An 18,993-nucleotide genomic window follows, 5' to 3' on the forward strand; every position below is an offset into this window, starting at 1 on the left:
CCTTCGCAGCCGACCCTACGCGTGACCGAACGGTAGTGGCATGGAGCGCGGCTGCGACAGTGGATCTTTCGGCCGAGGTCGCACCGTCGGCGCCGGATCGCCGCAGGACAGCGGTGAGGGCCGTTCCGGCGGGAACGGCCCTCGGATTCCGCGCGAGGATCAGGGCTCGACGGCGGGCAGCGGATCGGTCACGGTGTGGCGAGGTCGGTGACCTGGTCCAGTTCGTCCAGCCGGTTCAGCTCGTCGAGCTTGTCCAGCGCGCGCGTCTGCACCGCGACCCGCGGGACCCGGGACTTGCGCTGGGCGGCGATGCCGCCGGCCGTGTGCGGGTCCACCGTGGCCGACGGGCTGCTCTGCCCGGTGTGCGGCGCGCTCGCCTCGGCCGCGTTCGCCAGCGGCGCGGCGAGACCGGTGACCCCGACGGCCAGGCCGACGGCGGCGACGATACGTCGTGTTGAGATCATGCCTTCAGCAACGGCGCCGGGCTCGGGCCGGACACGGGGGCCCGGCGGCGCTCACCCGTCAGGCGGAGCGCGCCGGCCGCGCTTGCCGTGCCCGCCGGGGCGGAGGAGTCTCGAAGGTGGGGCCCGAACGGTCCGCTCCCCGCGGGACCGCGGGCGCCCGAAGGAGGTCACACCATGGGCACCGCGACGGCCTTCGACACCGAGACACTGCGCCGGGGCATAGAGGGGAGTACGGGAGAGGCCCTTCTGTCGCTCTACACGGATGACGCGGAGATCCGCATCATCGACCGCAACGCCCAGCCGAGCCACCCCACGGTGCTGCACGGCCGGGGCGAGATAGGCGAGATGCTGCAGGACGTCTACAGCCGCGACATGACACACAAGCTGGACCGGTGCGTCGTCCAGGGCGACCAGGCCGCCTACAGCGAGTCCTGCCAGTACGCGGACGGCACCCGTGTCCTCGCCGAGTCGATGCTCACGCTGCGTGATGGCAAGATCGCCGAACAGATCCTGATCCAGGCATGGGACGAGTAGGCAGGAAGGCGGCGAGGGTCCAGGTCAGCTCCCGGCTGACCTGGACCTTCTCGGCCCGGGCGGCACTGGGTCGCTCTCGCGCCCGGCGGCCGGGCCCGGTTTCCGCGGCAGGCCTTGAGGCGTCCCTCGTGCTCCTTCGCTCGGTGCTGCGAGCGGCGCGTCCCCGTCCGCGTCCTTCGCTGGCGCCGGCGCCGGCGCGTCGAACGCGGCGTGCCCGGCCGCGGTGAGGTGCCGTGCGGCGTGGTCGGCATGCGCTTCCGCGGGCGCTCCGGGCCGCGCCGGTTCCGCCGGTGGTCCGGGCCGTGCCGGTTCCGCCGGTGCTCCGGGCCACGCCGGTTCCGCCGGTGCTCCGGGCCGCCGGGGGCCGGGACGTCGGCGCCGCCCGCGCGCTCGGTTACGCTGTGGGCGGGCCGTGACTGGCGCTTGGGTGGAGTACCACCGGGGAGCGGCCCGTGGTCGATGCCGCGCGCCTGGGCGATGAAGGTCAACCAGCTCAGGAGCGCACATGACACAGGCCCGTCTCATGGACGGCACCGCCCTCGCCCGCCGCATCATCGAGGAGACCGCGCAGCGGGCCGCCGATCTGACCGTACGGACGGGCAGTTCGCCCTGTCTGGCCACGGTGCTGGTCGGCGAGGATCCGGCGTCCGCCACCTACGTTCGCATGAAGCAGAACCGCTGCCGCAAGGCCGGGATCGTCTCCCGTCACGTGGCGCTGCCCGCCGCCACGACCACCGCCGAACTCGTCCGTACCCTGCGGGAGTTGTCGGCCGATCCGGCCGTGCACGGCATCCTGCTCCAGCACCCGGCCGGCGATCACATCGACGAGCGGGCCGCGTTCGAGGCCATCGCGCCGGAGAAGGACGTCGACGGCGTCACCTTCGCCTCCTTCGCCACGATGAGCTTCGGCCTGCCGGGGTTCGTGTCCTGCACTCCCGGCGGCATACTCCGGCTGCTCGACGCCCACGGCGTCGACCCCGCCGGGAAGCGGGCCGTGGTGGTGGGCCGCAGTGCGATCCTCGGCAAGCCGGTGGGCATGCTGCTGCTCGCCCGGGACGCGACCGTGACGTACTGCCACTCCCGGACCCGGGATCTGTCCGCCGCGGTCCGGGAGGCCGACATCGTCGTCGCCGCCGTCGGACGGCCGCGGCTGATCCGGGGGCAGGACATCAGGCCGGGCGCGGTCGTCGTCGACGCGGGGTACAACCCGGGGAACGTCGGCGACGTCGACTTCGCATCGGCCGTGGAGCGGGCCTCGCTGATCACTCCGGTGCCGGGCGGTGTCGGCCCCATGACGATCGCCACGCTGCTGGAGCAGACCGTCGACGCCGCCGCCCGGCAGCTCGGGGTGTGATCAGCGCATCCAGGCGCTGTATCCCATGAGGTCCCCGGCCTTCACGCCGTACTCGGGGTCGCTTTCGGTGAAGGTGTCCTCCATACCGAGGACGGCGCCGGTGCGCGGCTCCAGGATCAGCATGTGCCGGATGCCGCGGGTGTCGTACACGTAGGCGTGGCCGGGGCGGCCGAGGCGGTCGGTCACCTCGCCGGCCGGCCGCACCCCCTCGGCCTGTGCGAACAGCCGGACGAGGGCCGCGGACTCGCGGGCGCCGAGGGTCCAGTGGTCGAGCAGTTCCCCTACGGCGTCGAAGAGTTCGGCGGTGCCGAGCGGGGCCGTGCCGCGGCCGGTCCCGGGGCGGGCGATTTCCGTGAGGTAGGCACGCAGGCTCGCCGCGGTGTGCGGCGGGGTTTCTTCGGGCGGGGCGTCGCTCCACATCGGCGGGTACGTGGTCCGGCTGATGACCTGGCCGTCCGCCACCTCGTGCGGGTCGTCGCCCTCGTCGGTGAGGACCGGGCGGCCCGGTCTGCGCGGGTCGGTCGCCACGACCAGTTCGGTGTGACTGGCGTCCGCCCGCCAGCGCACCACCCGCTCCTCGGGAAGCATCACGGGACGCCTGTCGTCGCTCAGGCTGAGGCTCCACGACTGCACGTGGGTGCCCTTGCGCAGGCCGGGAGAGCCCTCCGCCGCGGCCGCGTCGGCGAGGGCGACCATCTCCTTCAGGGGTACGGGCCTGGAGTGGACATGGAGGGTCAGCGGTCGCGGCGCGGCGACGGCCCGCGGGGTGTTCGGGCCGCCGAGCACGGCGTCGACGGCGATCACGAGGACGACGGCGGTGGCGGCGAGACCCCAGACCAGCCGGGCGCGCGGGGTGCGGCCGGGAAGCGCCGGGAGCGGCCGGAACCGGCGCCGTGGGCGGTCCCCTTCGTGCAGCAGCCGTTCCAGGTGCCGCTCGGCACGGTGGTCCAGCGGCTCGTCGCCGAAGCGGGAGCCGTCCGTCGGCACCGGGTTGGCCCGGCGCAGGAGTTCGAGTTCGTCAGCCATGTCGGTGGTCCTTGCAGAGACTCGCGCCGGCGGGGGCGGTCACCGGGGCGGAGTGCCTCTCGGGTGCGGCGGGGCGCATCCGGTCGATCTCGGCTCTGAGGCGGCTGCGGGCCCGGTGCAGGCGCATCGCCGCGGCCCGTGGGCCGCAGCCCACGGCGACCGCGATCTCGTCGGCGGCCAGTTCCTCCCATGCCGCCAGGCGCAGCACCTCCTGGTCCGCCGGGGAAAGCCGGGCCAGCGCCTCGTGCACCCAGGCGCCGGGGGCCTCCGTGTCGGGGCTGTTCACGATGTGCCGGCCGTGCGCCGCCTCGTCGTTGCCCATCCGGTCCACCAGCCGTCGCAGGCGTCCGTAGCCGCGTACCGCGTTCGCCAGGCAGTTGCGTGCCACGCCGTACAGCCAGGGCAGCGGCGACGCGGGCAGGTCGGCCCGGCGGCGCCAGGCCACGGTGAACACCTCCGCCACCACTTCCTCCACTTCGTCGGCCCGCCCCGGCAGTCGCCTGGCGACATAGCGGCTGACCGCCCAGTAGTGCTCGCGATAGGCAGCGGCGAAAATCTCGTCGTTGCTCATGTTCGGTTCGTGTCCGGCACCCCCCGGATCGTCACACCCTTCGTAGGTGATGCTCGTCGCGTCGTCCGAGTGTGACTCAGGCGCCGGGCGCGGACACAGGCGGGGCGTGAAGAGGATCCAAGACATCAAGGCCGTACGGTGGCTGACGACCACCGATCACAAGACGATCGGAACGCTCTATCTGGTCACAGCGTTCGTGTTCTTCCTGATCGGTGGCGTGATGGCGCTGCTCATGCGCGCCGAGCTGGCCCGTCCGGGCCTGCAGATCATGTCGAACGAGCAGTTCAACCAGGCGTTCACGATGCACGGCACGATCATGCTGCTGATGTTCGCGACGCCGCTGTTCGCCGGCTTCGCGAACTGGATCATGCCGCTGCAGATCGGCGCGCCCGACGTGGCGTTCCCGCGGCTGAACATGTTCGCCTACTGGCTGTACCTGTTCGGCTCGACCATCGCGGTCGGCGGCTTCCTCACCCCGCAGGGCGCGGCCGACTTCGGCTGGTTCGCCTACTCCCCGCTGTCGGACGCGGTCCGCTCGCCGGGCGCCGGGTCCGACATGTGGATCATGGGTCTGGCCTTCTCCGGCTTCGGCACCATCCTCGGTGCGGTCAACTTCATCACCACGATCATCTGCATGCGTGCCCCGGGCATGACCATGTTCCGCATGCCGATCTTCGTGTGGAACGTGCTGCTGACCGCCGTCCTGGTCCTGCTCGCCTTCCCCGTCCTCGCCGCCGCGCTGTTCGCGCTGGAGGCGGATCGGAAATTCGGGGCGCATGTCTTCGATGCCGCGAACGGCGGGGCATTGCTCTGGCAACACCTCTTCTGGTTCTTCGGCCATCCAGAGGTGTACATCATCGCGCTGCCGTTCTTCGGCATCATCTCCGAGGTCATCCCGGTCTTCTCCCGCAAGCCGATGTTCGGCTACATGGGTCTGATCGCGGCCACCATCGCCATCGCCGGTCTGTCCGTGACGGTGTGGGCCCACCACATGTACGTCACCGGCGGTGTGCTGCTGCCGTTCTTCTCCTTCATGACGTTCCTGATCGCCGTACCGACCGGCGTGAAGTTCTTCAACTGGATCGGCACCATGTGGCGCGGCAGCCTGTCGTTCGAGACGCCGATGCTGTGGGTGATCGGTTTCCTGGTGACATTCGTCTTCGGCGGGCTGACCGGGGTGATGCTGGCCTCGCCGCCGCTGGACTTCCCCACCTCCGACACCTATTTCGTGGTGGCCCACTTCCACTACGTCATCTTCGGCACGGTCGTGTTCGCGATGTTCGCGGGCTTCCACTTCTGGTGGCCGAAGATGACCGGCAGGATGCTCGACGAGCGCCTCGGCAAGATCACCTTCTGGACGCTGTTCGTCGGGTTCCACGGCACGTTCCTCGTACAGCACTGGCTGGGGGTGAACGGCATGCAGCGCCGGATCCCCGACTATCTGGCGGTCGAGGGGCTCACCACGCTCAACACGGTCTCGACGATCTTCTCGTTCCTGCTCGGCTCGTCCCTGCTCCCGTTCTTCTACAACGTGTGGAAGACCGCCAAGTACGGTGAGAAGGTCGAGACCGACGACCCGTGGGGCTACGGCCGTTCCCTGGAGTGGGCGACCTCCTGCCCGCCGCCCCGGCACAACTTCCTCGCCCTTCCGCAGATCCGCAGTGAGTCACCGGCGTTCGACCTGCATCACCCCGAGGTGTCGCTGCAGGAGCGGGAGTTGACCGCGCGATGAACAGCGGGGACGAGCGCGCTCTGGTCCAGGAGATCGAGGGGCATCTGCTGCTCGCCGCCGCGCGGGAGGAGGGCCGCACGGCGGCGGCGTGTCTCGCCGTCCGTCTCGGCTGGCTCACCGACTCCCAACGCGATGATCTGGAGCGGCAGTTCGAGGCGGCGTATCTGGCGCTGGCCCGCACCTCGTGGCGGCGCACCGCCGAACGCGCCGAGGAGCTGGGGCACATCTACGAGGCCAGGTACCGGGCGCTGCGGCAGCGGCTGGTGGCCTGCTGCGTGCTGGGCGGTGCCCTGCTGGCGGCGACCGGCCTGCTGGTGCTCGCCACCGCTTGAGCGGCACAGGCCGCCGGGCAACCGGACGGAGCACGGCAGCCGAAGGGCACGCGAGAGCTTTCCCGGTCCCACCGAGGGGCCGGGGAAGCTCTCGCGTGCCCGGAATCTGTTGCGATCCCGGAATCTGCCGCGATCCAGAATCTGTCGCGATGCTGGAATCTGTTGCGGCCCCGGAATCCGTAGCGCCGGGCGCAATCCCTGAGACCCGCCGCTTCGTATATAGGTGAGTAAGCACTCGTCGCGCAGTGACCGGTGGTGCCGGCCGGTGCTTCAGCCGTCATATGGAGCGGGCGGGGTGCGTGGGTCCCGGCGTCTGCCGTGCCCGGACCGGTGCCCTCTGCCCGCGTGGGGTAATCACCATTCACCGCACGCCTGTTCCGGCGTTCTTCAGGGGAGCAGCAGCATGCTTGCCGAGCATATTTTGTACCGTCCGGCGAATCCGGAGGACTCGCCGGTGCCTCGGGCCGCCGTGTCGGCATCGTCCGCGGCGGACTGGGGTCTCTTGCTGATCAGGCTCACCTTCGGTCTGCTGATGGCCGCGCACGGCGCTCAGAAATTGTTCGGAATTTTCGGTGGCAAGGGTCTGGCCGCGACCGGCAAGGGGTTCGCGGCTCTCGGATACCGCCCGGGGAACCTCTTCGCCGTGATCTGCGGCCTCTCCGAATCCCTCGGTGGGCTGGGCCTGGCTTTCGGGCTGCTCACTCCGCTCGCGGCTGCCGCTGTGATCGGAGTGATGATCAATGCGATGGCGACCGTGAGCGGCGCCCACGGTCTGTGGGAGATGAACGGCGGGGTCGAATACAGCGTCTGCATCACCGTGGTCGCCCTGGCCCTCGCGGCCATCGGACCGGGCAGGCTGGCCCTGGACCGGTTCTTCCGCTGGGGCGCCGGCGGGTGGGGCGAGGCCGCCTTCGCCCTCGGCCTGGGAGGTGCGGCCGCCGCGATCACGCTGAGCCTGTGACACGCGACGGCCGGGCAGCGAAGGCGCCGTGCGGGCCGTCGGACCTGAGCTGACCGCGATCCCGGCACGCCGGCCGCCGTGCGGGTTGCGCCCGCTGCCGGACGCGGTGAACGGGCCGGGTGGCCGACGCTCAGCCGTAGGTGAGCACCATCCGGAAGCGCGCCTTGCCGGCGACCATCTTCTCGTAGGCCTCGCCCGCGCGCTCCTGGGGCACCTGCTCGGTCATCGGGCGGATGTTGTGCAGAACGCTGAACGCCATGGTGTCCTCCACGTCCTGGGCGGTGCCGGACGGGTGGCCGCGTACGACGCGGGCGGTCATGATCAGCTGGGCCGGGTTGATGCCCATGGGCTCGTTGTCCGCTCCGATGACCACCAGCTCGCCGCGGGGCGCCAGGCCGTCCACGGTGTCCGTGATGGCCTGCGAGTTCCCGGCGGTGGCCAGGACGGCCTTGGCGCCGCCGAGGGACTGCAGGGCCTCGGCGACCGGGGTGCCGGAGGTGCTGTCGACGTAGTGATGGGCGCCCAGCTGCTTGGCGAAGTCGGCCTTCTCGGGGCCGCGGGCGATCGCGACGGTCTCATGGCCCATGGCGACCGCGTACTGCACCGCGAGGTGCCCGAGGCCGCCGAGTCCGAGCACGGCGACCAGATCCCCCGGCCGGGCCGAGCTGCGCCGCAGCCCGTTGTACGTGGTCACGCCCGCGCAGGCCATGGGTCCCGCATCGGCCGCCGCCAGGCCGTCGGGGATCCGGGCCAGGGCGTCGGCGGGCGCGATCACCTTCGCGCCGAAGCCTCCGTCGTACGCCCATCCCGGGACCGTCAGGTTCGGGCACACGATGAAGTCGCCCTCCCTGCAGGGCTTGCAGTGCCCGCAGCTGCCGCCGAACCAGCCGACCGCCACGCGGTCGCCGACCTTCCAGCCCCGTTCCAGCACTCCCTGGCCCAGCTCCTCGACCTTGCCGGCGATCTCGTGCCCGGGCACCTCCGGGAACGACACGCCGGGTAGTCCGCCGCTCACGAAGAGGGCGTCACTGTGGCAGACCCCGCACGCCTCCACGGCGATCCTCACCCGGCCGGGCCCGGGCTGCGGCACCTCTCGCTCGACCAGCTCGAACGTGCCGTTCGGGGCGGTCACCTGCGCGACTCGATACGTACTCATGCGTTACTCCGGAGAACGGGTACGGCGGCCCCCTCGATCCAGCACACCAGCTCCGGACGGATCGCGCGCGCCGAACGGCAGGCATCCGAGGGCCACGCAACCGCCGGCTCGGTCCGCTCCGTCCGGCCGGCCCGACGGCCCCCACGCACAGGACGGGGCCGACAGGTCAGACGAACCGGACGGACCAGACGGGCCGGAAAGGTCACGCAGGCCGGCAGTTCACACAGGCCGACGGTTCACGCGGGCCGCGGGCGCCAGCCCTCCGGCCGCAGGATGCCGAGCAGGTGGCGGACCAGCTCGTCGACGACCTCGTCCAGGCTCGCCTCCACCCAGCCGGCGCTCCAGTCGTGCAACAGACCGTTGACGCTGCCGATGAATGCCGTGGCCGCGAGGTGGTAGTCGCGCGGTGCCGCCTCCCCGCGGGCCACCGCCGCGTCGGCCTCGGCACGGATCAGCTCGACCCACCGGGCCCGCCGGGCCAGCCGCTGCTCCTCCAGGCGCGGGCTGACGCCGATGACCTCCACGAACGCGATGCGGATACGGCGCGGGTCGGAGGTGACGTCCCGGGCGTAGGCGTGGAACAGCACGGCGACCCGCTCGGCCAGCGGCAGCCCCTGCGCCGCCGTGAGCGCGTCCAGCACCGCCTGCTCCGCCCAGCCGTTGACCTCCAGGTGGAGCGCGGCGAGCACATCCTCCAGGGTGCGGAACTCCTCGTAGAACTGGCGGGTGGACAGGCCCGCCGCCTGGCTCAGCGCGGCGACCGTCGCCGTGCGGAAACCCGGGCTGTCCCCGAACACCTGCAGCGCCGCGTCCAGGAAACGGCGCCGCCGCTCGGCCTGCCGTTCCTCGGCGGACCGGCCGCCGTAGCGGCCCCTCGGCGCCCTGAGCCGTCCCGTCACGCTTCCCCCTCCGTCACCCACCGGTGACCCAATCTTGTCGTGCACACATCTTGTCGAGAAGGGTGGCCCCTCCTTACTTTTCAGTAAGTCCACTGTGAATCCAGTCGTGTTCAGATTCCTCGAGAAGAGAGAGCAGTCATGCCTGCCTCCCCCGACGAGTCGAAGCTGTACCTCCAGGTGTCGTTCTTCAACGGCTTCCTGGAGTACGACGTCGCCACTGACAAGATCACCCGGGTGAAGACGCTGCCGAAGAACCCGGCGACCAGCGAGGACCGCACCACCTGGGTCAACGGCTCGCGCCACCACGGCCTTTCGATGAACCCCGACGGCACCGAGCTGTGCGTCGCGGGCACCATGGACGACTACGCCACGGCGGTCGCCCACGCCACCCTCCAGGAGGGCCCGCTGGTGACCGCGTCCAAGCCGCACCGGGCCACGGTCAGCGGCGACGGCAAGGACCGCGTCGTCTCCGAGAGCGGCGCCGCCCAGGTCACGGCGATCGACTTCGCCACCGGGAAGAGGGTGGCCTCGGTCCCGGTCGGCGACCATCCGCAGCGCGTCCGGCCGGGACATGTCCGGGCCGGCGGGACCGGCCCCGCCGGCAGCTGAGCGACCCCCGCGGCCCCGCGCCGCCCATGCCGCCGACGCCGTCCGTGCGGCCCATGCGGCCACGCGGCCCACGCGGCCCACGCGGCCCACGGCATCCGGGATGCCCCCACTCACCCCGGATGCCGTGCGGCTCTCAGAAGTGTGCCGCCGCCCACGCGGCCAGCTCGGAGCGGGCCGCGGCCACCAGGTCCGCCGAGGGCGCCGCGGCCCCGTCGGTCACCAGGGCGTAGTGCAGGACCCCGGAGTCCGTGTCGGTGAGGAGGACCCGGCGGCTGCCGGTGCCGCCCGGCTCCGGGACCACGCCGACCGCGGTGGAGGCGGTGCAGGCGGGCGGTGCGCAGAGCGTGCCCAGGTCGGAGACGACGGTGGTCGCCGAGGCGGGGAAGGTGGCCGGCAGGTGCAGCTCGGTGGGTGCGGTGCCGCTGCCGGAGCGCCACACCAGCAGCCCGTAGCGGCCAGGGCCCACCAGGCGTGCCACGTCGGGCAGCGTGCCGGGCACCGGGTTCCAGGTCAGGGTGGCCGAGCCGTCCCGGGAGCGGTCCTCGTAGGTGAAGGCGAGGGCCGTACCGGCGGTGGCGCTCGGGTAGATCCGGTCGAGGAGCCGGGCATCCTGGCGCAGGGCCGCGTTCCCGCTGTCGTCGAGCCGCACGGCGGAGAGGTCCTCGCCGTTCCAGCCGTCGCCGGAGGTGACGACCTTGTCCGGGTTGCCGTTCATGGGCTCGTGGTGGCGGCCGCTGTAGAGGTCCCACTGCCACTGCGTGCCGGACAGCACCGGGCCGGAGGCGGCCGGGTCCGTCCACCAGTCCGCCCCGGGGACACGGGAGTCGAGCGCCTGGTACATCGCCTTGAGGACGGTCGGCGCCTTGTCCGACGCCGTGCCGGACAGCGGATGGCCGAACTCGCTGACCAAGGCGGCGGTGCCGGCCGCCGAGGCGCGGTCGCGGACGGCGGCGAAGTCGGAGGCGTACTGTCCGTCGGCCGCCTTGCCCCACATCAGGACGCCGGAGATGGCCTTCTGGTCGTAGAAGTGGGTGTTGAAGACGTAGCGGGAGCCGAGCGTGCCCGCGTCCAGCAGTCCGCCCTCCTGCTTCTGGGCGGAGATGTTGGCGTTCCAGAAGAGGTTCGGCTCGACGAAGGCGGGCCTGTCCTGCCAGCCCGCGGCGTCCATGCGGGCCCGGAATTTCACGTAGAACGGCCAGAGCAGGTCGCGTTCCCAGGTGCGGGAGGTCTGCCCGGAGTCGTAGCGGCCCGCGTAGGGCTCGTTGTACGGGTCGAAGCCGACGACGCCCGCGAACTCGCCGTCGCTCAGGTGCTCCCGGAGGTAGCTCATGGTCCCCTGCGCCGTCGCGAGGAAGGCGTCCTGCAGTCCGTGGGCGTTGTGCCAGAAGTCGTACTGGCCCTGCTGCACGGCCGCGTTCTGAGTGATGTTCTGGCCCCAGAAGAGGCAGATGCCGCAGAACTCCTTGGGATAACTTCCGGCGTCCACCGCCCACTTGGGGGCGCCGTCGCCCGTGTACCAGCTTCCGGTGTTGAACAGGTGCCGGGAGTAGAGGTCCTGGTGGAAGTCGGGATAGACCCGGATGCCCGCGTCGAGGAAGGCGCGCATCTGCTCGGTGACGGCGGCCAGGTAGGCGGTGTCCACCTGGCCGCGCACGGGTTCCGCGTGCGCCCAGGAGAGCAGGAAGCGGACCGCGTTGCCGCCGCCGAGAACGCGCAGCGCGGTCGCCGAGGTCCGGGCGTCGGCGACCGAGGCGAAGGGCAGGCCGCCGTTCTCCTCCAGCTTGGTCTCGCCGGAGACGTTGTAGCCGCGCAGGACGACCTCGCGGCCCTGGCCGTCGGTGAAGCGGCCGTCGTGGACGGTGAGCGGGGTGCCGTCGAACCAGAGGGAGCCGGAGGGGACGGCGGGGGTGGCGGCGGCGGGCGGGACACCCTCCACCGTCAGGAATCCGCAGAGGACGACCAGCACGGCCAGCAGACGCGCCCTGATGCTTGACATGCACACCACGGTCCGACGCGGTCCCGGCAGCGTCAATACTGCTGACTCACAAGTAAGTTGACTATCAGTCAGCAGCCGGTTTGCCGGAACCGCCGCCCGTCTCAGTCGGACGCCCTGCGCGTCACGTTCAGCAGGTACTCCTTCCGGTTGAGCGGGTTGTGGTCGGTGCGCGGCCGCTCGGGGGCCGGGCCGCGGGTGACCGGCGCGTAGCGGTCGAAGGCGCTCTCCAGCTCACCCTCGCCCCGGGTGAGCCCGGGCAGTCGCCGCTCCAGTTCATGGACCCGGGCGGCGGGTACGGCACCCTCCAGGACACCGGCCGAGCCCTGCACCCCGGCGCTCCCCGGCACCGCCCCCAGCCGGGCGAGCACGGGCAGCAGGGCGCCCAGCGTGTCCGCCGGGGCCTCGATGCGGAAACGGTGCATCGGCTCGTGCACCAGGGTCCCGGCCCGGCGCAGTGCCTCGATCAGGACGAGCGGGGTCACGCCCCGGAAGTCGTAGCCGGTGCTCGACATGCTCTTGTCGAAGCCCTGGTGGGCGTGGCTCTGCCGGGGCGAGTAGCCGGAGTGGGTCATGGTGACGGTGCAGTCGGTGACCTGCCAGCCGTGCAGACCCTGCCCGAGGCTCTCGCGGACGGTGTCCTCGACGGCCTTGAAGAAGGCGTACGGCATGGAGCCCAGCTCGACCTCCAGGCCGAAGCGCACACCCGATCCGGGCGGCGCCGGATCGACGCGCAGACCGACGGTGGCCAGGAAGGGGTTGGGGTCCTTCTTGTTGAACTCCACGGCAGCTCCCGTGCCGACCGGCCGTTCGATGCACAGGGTGGTGGTCTCCCGGAAGCCCACGTCCAGGCCGTACTCCTCGGCGAGGGTGGCCTGGACGACCTCCTTCTGCACCTCGCCGTAGAGGGAGACGGAGGTCTCCGCCCGCAGTTCGTCGTGGCGGACGCCGATGAGCGGATCCTGTTCGGCGAGCTGGGTGAGGGCGAGGTGCAGGGACCGCCGGTCCGTCGCGGGTCCCGGGACCACGACGGTCTCCAGGGTCGGCGGCGCGAAGTGGCGCCCGTACGCCCTGCCGGGCGCGCCGAGCGCGTCACCGATCCGGATGCCGCCGAGACCCCACACCTTGGCGATCCGGCCCGCCCCCACGCTGTCCTGCCGGACATCGGTACCCGCGTCGAAGACGGTGAGCGCGGTGACCCGGCCCTCCTCACGGCGGCCCTTGCCCTCGCCGCGGACGGCCCCGCCTCCGTCATGGCCGGCCCCGTCCTCCTCACGGCCGCCGCCGAAGGGGATGCGGTCGCGTACCCGCAGGGTGCCGGAGAAGATGCGCGCGTAGGCGATCTTCTCCCCGGCCGGGCCCCGCTCGACCTTGAACACCGTGCCGGAGAGCGGTTCCCCGGGGTCGCCGTCGGCGCGGGGCAGCAGCCGCTCGATCCCGGTGATCAGCTCGTCCACACCGGCGCCGGTGATGGCGGAACCGAAGGCGACCGGGTGCACCAGGGCCTGCCGGGTCTGGGCGGCGAGGGCGGTGCGCAGGCACTCGTCGGGGACGCCGCCGCCCACGTAGGCCCTGAGCAGGTCGTCGTCGTGATCGGCGAGCACGTCCAGGGCGGACGGGCCGAGGCCGGGGACGAAGCGTGCGGCGTGGGTGCCGAGCCCGGTTGCCGCCCCCACGGGAACGAGCGGTACGGCCAGCCTGCGTGCCATCTCGTGCAGCACGGCCTCACCCCGGGCGCCGCGCCGGTCGATCTTGTTGACGAAGACCAGCGTGGGGATGCGCAGGCGCCGCAGGGTGCGCATGAGGACCCTGGTCTGCGCCTGGACGCCTTCGACGGCCGAGACGACCAGGACGGCGCCGTCGAGCACGCCGAGCACCCGCTCCACCTCGGCGATGAAGTCCGGGTGGCCGGGGGTGTCGATCAGGTTGACGGTCACCCCGCGGAGCGGGAAGGACACGACCGCCGACTTGATGGTGATGCCGCGCCGGCGCTCCAGCGCCAGGGTGTCCGTCCGGGTGCTGCCCTCGTCGACGCTGCCGATCTCGTCGGTCACCCCTGCCGTGTGCAGGAGCCGTTCGGTCAGGCTGGTCTTACCGGCGTCTACGTGCGCGAGAATTCCAAGATTGAGCAGATGCACTGAGCGTGATGTCCTTCGGCATGGGATGGATTCCTTCCTGGGTGGACATGCACGCAGCGCGCATCTCTGGTCCTCTCCTCCGTGTGATGCCGGGTCTCAGGCAGTGCAGCAGGGCCGCCCCGCCACGGCAATGGATTAACGCTCAACAAAACCCGTGGCAGCACTCGCCGTCTTCAGGACGTGGTCATAGAGTGACCTACATCATGCCTATCTGACTGTCTTCCCTACCATTCCTCACGATTTACACCAATCCATTCGCACCTTTCATCCCGCTACCTCTCTCCTCTCCCCTCTCTCCCCTCTCTCCCCTCTTCTCACCTTTCTCCGTTCTCCCCGCTCCTGTCCGCACGGTCTGGAGGGCACATGACCCACATCAAGGTGAACGTGGACGGCACGGCCTACGAGGACGACGTGGAACCCCGTCTGCTCCTGGCCCACTACCTGCGCGACCGCCTCGGTCTGACCGGCACCCCGATCGGCTGCGACACCTCGAACTGCGGGGCGTGCACGGTCGACCTGGACGGGGCGACCGTCAAGAGCTGCTCGGTGCTGGCGGTACAGGCGGACGGAGGCGAGGTGACGACCGTCCAGGGGCTGGCCGAGAACGGCGAGTGGACGCCGCTGCAGCACGCCTTCCACGAGCGGCACGGCCTGCAGTGCGGCTACTGCACCCCGGGGATGATCATGGCCGCGCGGGATCTGCTGCGCGAGAACCCGCACCCCACCTCCGACGAGGTCCGCGAGGCCCTGGAGGGCAACCTCTGCCGGTGCACCGGCTACCAGAACATCGTCCGCGCGGTGCTCGCCGCCTCCGGGCAGCAGGCCGGCGAGGAGGTCACGGCATGACCGATCAGGCCGTCGAACACGAGGTCGGCCGCGCCCGCCTGCGCAAGGAGGACGCCCGGCTGATCACCGGCCAGACCACCTGGACCGACAACATCCAGGTCGCCGGGCTGCTGCACCTGGCCATTCTGCGCAGCCCGATGGCCCACGCCCGCATCACCCGCATCGACGTCTCCCCCGCGCTCGAACGCCCCGGCGTCGTCGCCGCGTTCAGCGGCGCCGACCTCGCCGAGGGGCTGGGCTCGCTGCCCTGTGCCTGGCCGGTGACCGAGGACATCGTGCTGCCCGACCACCCGCCGATCGCCGTGGACGAGGTCCGCTACGCCGGTGACCCGGTGGCCGTCGTCGTGGCCCGCGACCGCTACGCGGCGGCCGACGCGCTGGAGGCGATCGAGGCCGACTACGAGCCGCTGCCGCCGGTACTCGACCTGGAGGCCGCGCTGGCCGAGGGCGCCCCGCTGGTCCACGCCGACAAGGGCACCAACCGCTGCTACACCTGGCCGCTCGCCACCGGCGAGAGCTTCGAGTCCGTACGCCGGCGCGCCGAGGTGACGCTCAAGCGCCGCTACCACCAGCAGCGGCTGATCCCGAACGCCATGGAGCCGCGCGCGGTGGTCGTCACCCCGCTCGCCGCCTCCGGCGAGTACACGCTCTACTCGGCGACCCAGATCCCGCACATCCTGCGGATCATGCTCGCGGTGGTCACCGGGATCCCCGAGCACAAGCTGCGGGTGATCGCCCCGGACGTGGGCGGCGGCTTCGGCTCCAAGCTCCAGGTGTACGGCGAGGAGGCCCTCGCGCTGGCGGTCGCACGCAGGCTCGGCCGCCCGGTGAAATGGACCGAGTCCCGCTCCGAGGGCTACCTGGCGACACACCACGGCCGCGGCATGATCCAGGACATCGAGGTCGCCGCCACCCGCGAGGGCAGGCTGCTCGGACTGAAGGTCGACCTGCTCGCCGACATGGGCGCGTATCTGATGCTGGTCACCCCGGGCATCCCGATCCTCGGCGCCTTCATGTACCCGGCCATCTACAAGATGGACGCCTACGAGTTCACCTGCACCGGCGTCTTCACCACCCGCACGCCCACCGACGCCTATCGCGGCGCCGGACGCCCGGAGGCGACGTTCGCCATCGAGCGGGTCATGGACGAACTGGCGGCCGAACTCGGTCTGGACCCGGTGGAGGTGCGGCGCCGCAACTGGATCCGGCACGAGGAGTTCCCGTACACCTCGATCGCCGGGCTGACCTACGACAGCGGCAACTACGAGGCGGCGACCGAGAAGGCGCTCGCCCTGTTCGGGTACGACGCCCTGCGCGCCGAGCAGCGGCAGCGCACCGAGCGCGGCGATCCGGTACGCCTCGGCATCGGCGTGTCGACGTACACCGAGATGTGCGGGCTCGCGCCGAGCCGGGTGCTGCGCGACCTGAGGTACGCGGCCGGCGGGTGGGAGGCGGCGAGCATCCGCATGCTGCCCACCGGCAAGGTCGAGGTGGTCACCGGCACCAGCCCGCACGGGCAGGGGCACGAGACCTGCTGGAGCCAGATCGCGGCCGACGTGCTCGGTGTGCCGTTCGAGGACGTCGAAGTCGTCCACGGCGACACCAAGGCGGCCCCGCAGGGCATGGACACCTACGGCTCGCGGTCGCTGGCCGTCGGCGGCGAGGCCGTGCACCGGGCGGCGACGAAGGTGGTCGACAAGGCGCGGAAGGTCGCCGCGCACCTGCTGGAGGCGAGCGAGCAGGACCTGGAGTTCACGAACGGCGTGTTCTCCGTGAAGGGCTCCCCGGAGGCGCGCAGGACCATCCAGGAGGTCGCCTTCGAGACGTTCACCTCGCACGACCTGCCCGACGGCGTCGAACCGTCCATCAACGCGGAGACGCTGGTCGACCCGGAGAACTTCTCCTACCCGCACGGCACCCACCTGTGCGCGGTCGAGGTGGACACGGAGACCGGACAGACCCGGATCAGGTCGTACGTCTGCGTCGACGACGTCGGCCGGGTCGTCAACCCGATGATCGTCGAGGGCCAGGTGCACGGCGGCCTTGCCCAGGGCATCGCGCAGGCGCTGTACGAGGAGGCCGTGTACGACGACGAGGGCAACCTCGTCTCCGGCACCATGGCCGACTATCTCGTGCCGTCGGCCGCGGACCTGCCGGACTTCGTGACCGACCGGACGGAGACACCGGCGTCCTCCAACGCCATGGGTGTCAAGGGCGTCGGGGAGGCCGGGACGATCGCCTCGACGCCGGCCGTCGTGAACGCCGTGGTCGACGCGCTGCGGCCGCTGGGTGTGCAGGACGTACGGATGCCCTGTTCGCCGTACCGGGTGTGGCAGGCCGTCCGGTCGGCCCGGGCGGGCACGGCCGAGGAGGCCGGCGGAACGGGTCCGGCGCAGTCCGGGCAGTCGGCACAGGCCGCTCGGTCCGGCGACATCGGTCAGTACGGCGAGCCCGGTCGGCCGGGTCAGCCGGGGACGGAGGGTTCGGCATGATTCCTCCCGCGTTCGAGTACACGCGTCCGACCAGCGTGGACGAGGCGGTGCGCGCGCTGGCGGAGGCCGGCGAGGAGGGCAAGGTGCTGGCCGGCGGGCAGAGTCTGCTGCCCCTGCTGCGGCTGCGGCTGGCCTTCCCGGAGCTGGTCGTGGACATCGGGCGGATCCCCGAGCTGCGCGGGGTCCGCGACGACGGCGACACCCTGGTCATCGGGGCCATGACCACGCACCACGAGGTGGTGCACGACCCGCTGGTGCGCCGGCACGCCGGGCTGCTGGCGGAGGCGACGGCCACGGTGGCCGATCCGGCCGTACGCCACCGGGGCACCCTCGGGGGCTCGCTCGCGCACGCCGACCCGGCCGGTGACCTGCCCGCCGTGGCCCTGGCCCTCGACGCCGAACTGGTCGTGACGGGTCCGGGCGGGCGCCGCACGGTCCCGGCGCGGGAGTTCTTCGTCGACTACCTGCAGTCGGCGCTGACCCCCGACGAACTGCTGGTCGAGGTGCGGATCCCGAAGACGGACGGATGGAGCTTCCACTACGAGAAGTTCCATCCGGTCGCCCAGTCCTGGGCCATCGTCGGCGTCGCAGCGCTGGTGCGGCACGGGGACGGGCACATCGCCGAGGCGCGCGTCGGACTGACCAACATGGGCTCGACCCCGCTGCGGGCCGCCGCGGCCGAGGAGGCACTGTCCGGCGCCGACGGTCCCGGGGCCGTGGCCCGGGCCGCCGAGGCGGCCGCCGAGGGCACCCGCCCGGCGCAGGACCTGTCCGCCTCGCCCGAGTACCGGGAGCACCTCGCACGGGTGCTGACCAAGCGGGCGGTGCTGACCGCCACCGGAATGGGGTGAGTGCCGATCACCCGGATGGATGACCCGGAGCGGGTGCGGGCCCGCCTGGAGGAGACGGGGTACCTCGTCGACGAAGGGCTGGCCGTCACCTGCTTCCTGGCCCTGAGGCTGCACCGGCCGTTGTTCTGCGAGGGCGACGCGGGCGTGGGCAAGACCGCGCTCGCGGCCGCGCTGGCCGAGGCGCTCGGCGCGCCGCTGATCCGGCTGCAGTGCCACGAGGGCATCGACGCCTCCCAGGCCCTGTACGACTGGGACTTCCCGCGGCAGCTGCTGCACCTGAGGGCCGCCGAGGCGGCCGGCGTCCAGGACGCGGACCGTCTGGAGAGCGAGCTGTACGACCAGCGCTTCCTCGTCGCCCGGCCGCTGCTCCAGGCCCTGCAGACGCAGCCGTCGGTCCTCCTCGTCGACGAGATCGACCGGGCCGACGACGAGTTCGAGGCGTTCCTGCTGGAGCTGCTCTCCGAGTACTCCGTCACGATCCCGGAGATCGGCACCCTGCGGGCCGAGCGGCCGCCGGTGGTCGTCCTGACGTCGAACCGGACCCGGGAGGTGCACGACGCGCTGAAACGCCGGTGCCTCTACCACTGGTTCGACCACCCCTCCTTCGCCCGTGAACTGGCCATCGTGCGGCGCCGTCTGCCGCAGGTGTCGGCACGGCTGGCCGAGCAGGTCACCGCGCTGGTGCAGGCGCTGCGGGGCACCGACCTGCTCAAACCGCCCGGTGTGGCCGAGACCATCGACTGGGCCGAGGCCCTGGCCGCGCTGGGGGCGGACGAGGTGGACGCGGAACTGGCCGTGGCGACACTGGGTTCGGTCCTGAAGTACCGGGAGGACACGGACCGGGCACGGGGACTCGACCTCACGGCGGTCCTGTCGGCCCGGGGGACGTGACGGCCATGACCGGACAGGGACGCGGTGCGGCCAGGCCCACGGCGGACGAAGGCCGAAGCATGCACGGTACGGACAGGCCCACGGCGGACGAAGGCCGAAGCATGCACAGTGCGGACAGGCCCACGGCGGACGAAGGCCGAAGCA

16 protein-coding genes, 1 pseudogene and 1 riboswitch are annotated in these 18,993 nt (G+C 71.7%); of the genes and pseudogenes, 10 read left to right on the top strand and 7 right to left on the bottom strand.

The genetic code is table 11. From position 1 onward, the window contains the following. Positions 1–188: 188 nt before the first annotated feature. Positions 189–464: a hypothetical protein gene (locus ACZ7P3_RS15485; RefSeq protein ID WP_472081707.1), complete on the bottom strand. Its 276-nt coding sequence runs from the start codon at positions 462–464 to the stop codon at positions 189–191. 174 nt (positions 465–638) lie between these two features. Here ACZ7P3_RS15485 and ACZ7P3_RS15490 point away from each other — a divergent pair, with 174 nt between their 5' ends. Then, complete coding sequence (locus ACZ7P3_RS15490) at positions 639–998, top strand: nuclear transport factor 2 family protein (protein ID WP_472081708.1); 360 nt, start codon at positions 639–641, stop codon at positions 996–998. A 402-nt stretch (positions 999–1,400) separates the two neighbouring features. Next, positions 1,401–1,481, top strand: a riboswitch (ZMP/ZTP riboswitch). Positions 1,482–1,503: 22 nt separating this feature from the next. Next, positions 1,504–2,352, top strand: coding sequence for a bifunctional 5,10-methylenetetrahydrofolate dehydrogenase/5,10-methenyltetrahydrofolate cyclohydrolase (locus ACZ7P3_RS15495; RefSeq protein ID WP_472081709.1), 849 nt, complete (start codon positions 1,504–1,506; stop codon positions 2,350–2,352). Here the strand turns inward: ACZ7P3_RS15495 and ACZ7P3_RS15500 are convergent, their stop codons facing one another. Together ACZ7P3_RS15500 and ACZ7P3_RS15505 are read right to left on the bottom strand one after the other, a co-directional pair. Then, positions 2,353–3,378, bottom strand: a complete 1,026-nt coding sequence (locus ACZ7P3_RS15500; protein WP_472081711.1) for a CU044_5270 family protein — start codon at positions 3,376–3,378, stop codon at positions 2,353–2,355. Further along, complete coding sequence (locus ACZ7P3_RS15505) at positions 3,371–3,949, bottom strand: RNA polymerase sigma factor (RefSeq protein WP_472081713.1); 579 nt, start codon at positions 3,947–3,949, stop codon at positions 3,371–3,373. Before ACZ7P3_RS15505 ends, ACZ7P3_RS15500 begins: the two co-directional genes overlap by 8 nt. A 106-nt stretch (positions 3,950–4,055) precedes the next feature. Here ACZ7P3_RS15505 and ctaD point away from each other — a divergent pair, with 106 nt between their 5' ends. The 3 genes from ctaD to ACZ7P3_RS15520 all read left to right on the top strand — a co-directional run bounded on the left by ctaD (position 4,056) and on the right by ACZ7P3_RS15520 (position 6,974). Continuing rightward, on the top strand, positions 4,056–5,681 hold the full coding sequence (gene ctaD, locus ACZ7P3_RS15510) for an aa3-type cytochrome oxidase subunit I (protein ID WP_472081715.1): 1,626 nt from the start codon (positions 4,056–4,058) through the stop codon (positions 5,679–5,681). Beyond that, a complete protein-coding gene (locus ACZ7P3_RS15515; RefSeq protein ID WP_472081717.1) occupies positions 5,678–6,013 on the top strand; it encodes a hypothetical protein in 336 nt (111 codons plus the stop codon). The genes ctaD and ACZ7P3_RS15515 overlap by 4 nt, the downstream gene beginning before the upstream one ends. Positions 6,014–6,416: 403 nt before the next feature. Continuing rightward, a complete protein-coding gene (locus ACZ7P3_RS15520) occupies positions 6,417–6,974 on the top strand; it encodes a DoxX family protein (RefSeq protein WP_472081719.1) in 558 nt (185 codons plus the stop codon). 130 nt (positions 6,975–7,104) lie between these two features. Here the strand turns inward: ACZ7P3_RS15520 and ACZ7P3_RS15525 are convergent, their stop codons facing one another. Further along, complete coding sequence (locus ACZ7P3_RS15525; protein ID WP_472081721.1) at positions 7,105–8,130, bottom strand: alcohol dehydrogenase; 1,026 nt, start codon at positions 8,128–8,130, stop codon at positions 7,105–7,107. 236 nt (positions 8,131–8,366) lie between these two features. Continuing rightward, positions 8,367–9,029 (bottom strand): TetR/AcrR family transcriptional regulator, encoded by a 663-nt coding sequence (locus tag ACZ7P3_RS15530; RefSeq protein WP_472081723.1) that lies wholly within the window; start codon positions 9,027–9,029, stop codon positions 8,367–8,369. 132 nt (positions 9,030–9,161) lie between these two features. On the opposite strand from ACZ7P3_RS15530, the pseudogene ACZ7P3_RS15535 reads away from it, so the two are divergent. Continuing rightward, positions 9,162–9,638, top strand: a pseudogene (locus ACZ7P3_RS15535) (YncE family protein); the annotation flags it as partial. 133 nt (positions 9,639–9,771) lie between these two features. Here the strand turns inward: ACZ7P3_RS15535 and ACZ7P3_RS15540 are convergent. Together ACZ7P3_RS15540 and ACZ7P3_RS15545 are read right to left on the bottom strand one after the other, a co-directional pair. Further along, complete coding sequence (locus ACZ7P3_RS15540; RefSeq protein ID WP_472081725.1) at positions 9,772–11,634, bottom strand: cellulase family glycosylhydrolase; 1,863 nt, start codon at positions 11,632–11,634, stop codon at positions 9,772–9,774. 101 nt (positions 11,635–11,735) lie between these two features. Beyond that, positions 11,736–13,769, bottom strand: coding sequence for a GTP-binding protein (locus ACZ7P3_RS15545; RefSeq protein ID WP_472081727.1), 2,034 nt, complete (start codon positions 13,767–13,769; stop codon positions 11,736–11,738). A gap of 363 nt (positions 13,770–14,132) precedes the next feature. Here ACZ7P3_RS15545 and ACZ7P3_RS15550 point away from each other — a divergent pair, with 363 nt between their 5' ends. The 4 genes from ACZ7P3_RS15550 to ACZ7P3_RS15565 are packed head-to-tail and all read left to right on the top strand — an operon-like array spanning position 14,133 to position 18,849. Next, positions 14,133–14,615, top strand: a complete 483-nt coding sequence (locus tag ACZ7P3_RS15550) for a (2Fe-2S)-binding protein (protein ID WP_472081729.1) — start codon at positions 14,133–14,135, stop codon at positions 14,613–14,615. Next, positions 14,612–17,107: a xanthine dehydrogenase family protein molybdopterin-binding subunit gene (locus tag ACZ7P3_RS15555; RefSeq protein WP_472081731.1), complete on the top strand. Its 2,496-nt coding sequence runs from the start codon at positions 14,612–14,614 to the stop codon at positions 17,105–17,107. The genes ACZ7P3_RS15550 and ACZ7P3_RS15555 overlap by 4 nt, the downstream gene beginning before the upstream one ends. Beyond that, the gene (locus ACZ7P3_RS15560; protein WP_472081733.1) at positions 17,104–17,958 is read left to right on the top strand and encodes an FAD binding domain-containing protein; all 855 of its coding nucleotides are present in this window, start codon (positions 17,104–17,106) and stop codon (positions 17,956–17,958) included. Before ACZ7P3_RS15555 ends, ACZ7P3_RS15560 begins: the two co-directional genes overlap by 4 nt. A gap of 15 nt (positions 17,959–17,973) precedes the next feature. After that, positions 17,974–18,849: an AAA family ATPase gene (locus tag ACZ7P3_RS15565; protein WP_472081735.1), complete on the top strand. Its 876-nt coding sequence runs from the start codon at positions 17,974–17,976 to the stop codon at positions 18,847–18,849. The last annotated feature ends 144 nt before the right edge of the window (positions 18,850–18,993 follow it).

The organism is Streptomyces sp. NPDC107581, from assembly GCF_055657175.1.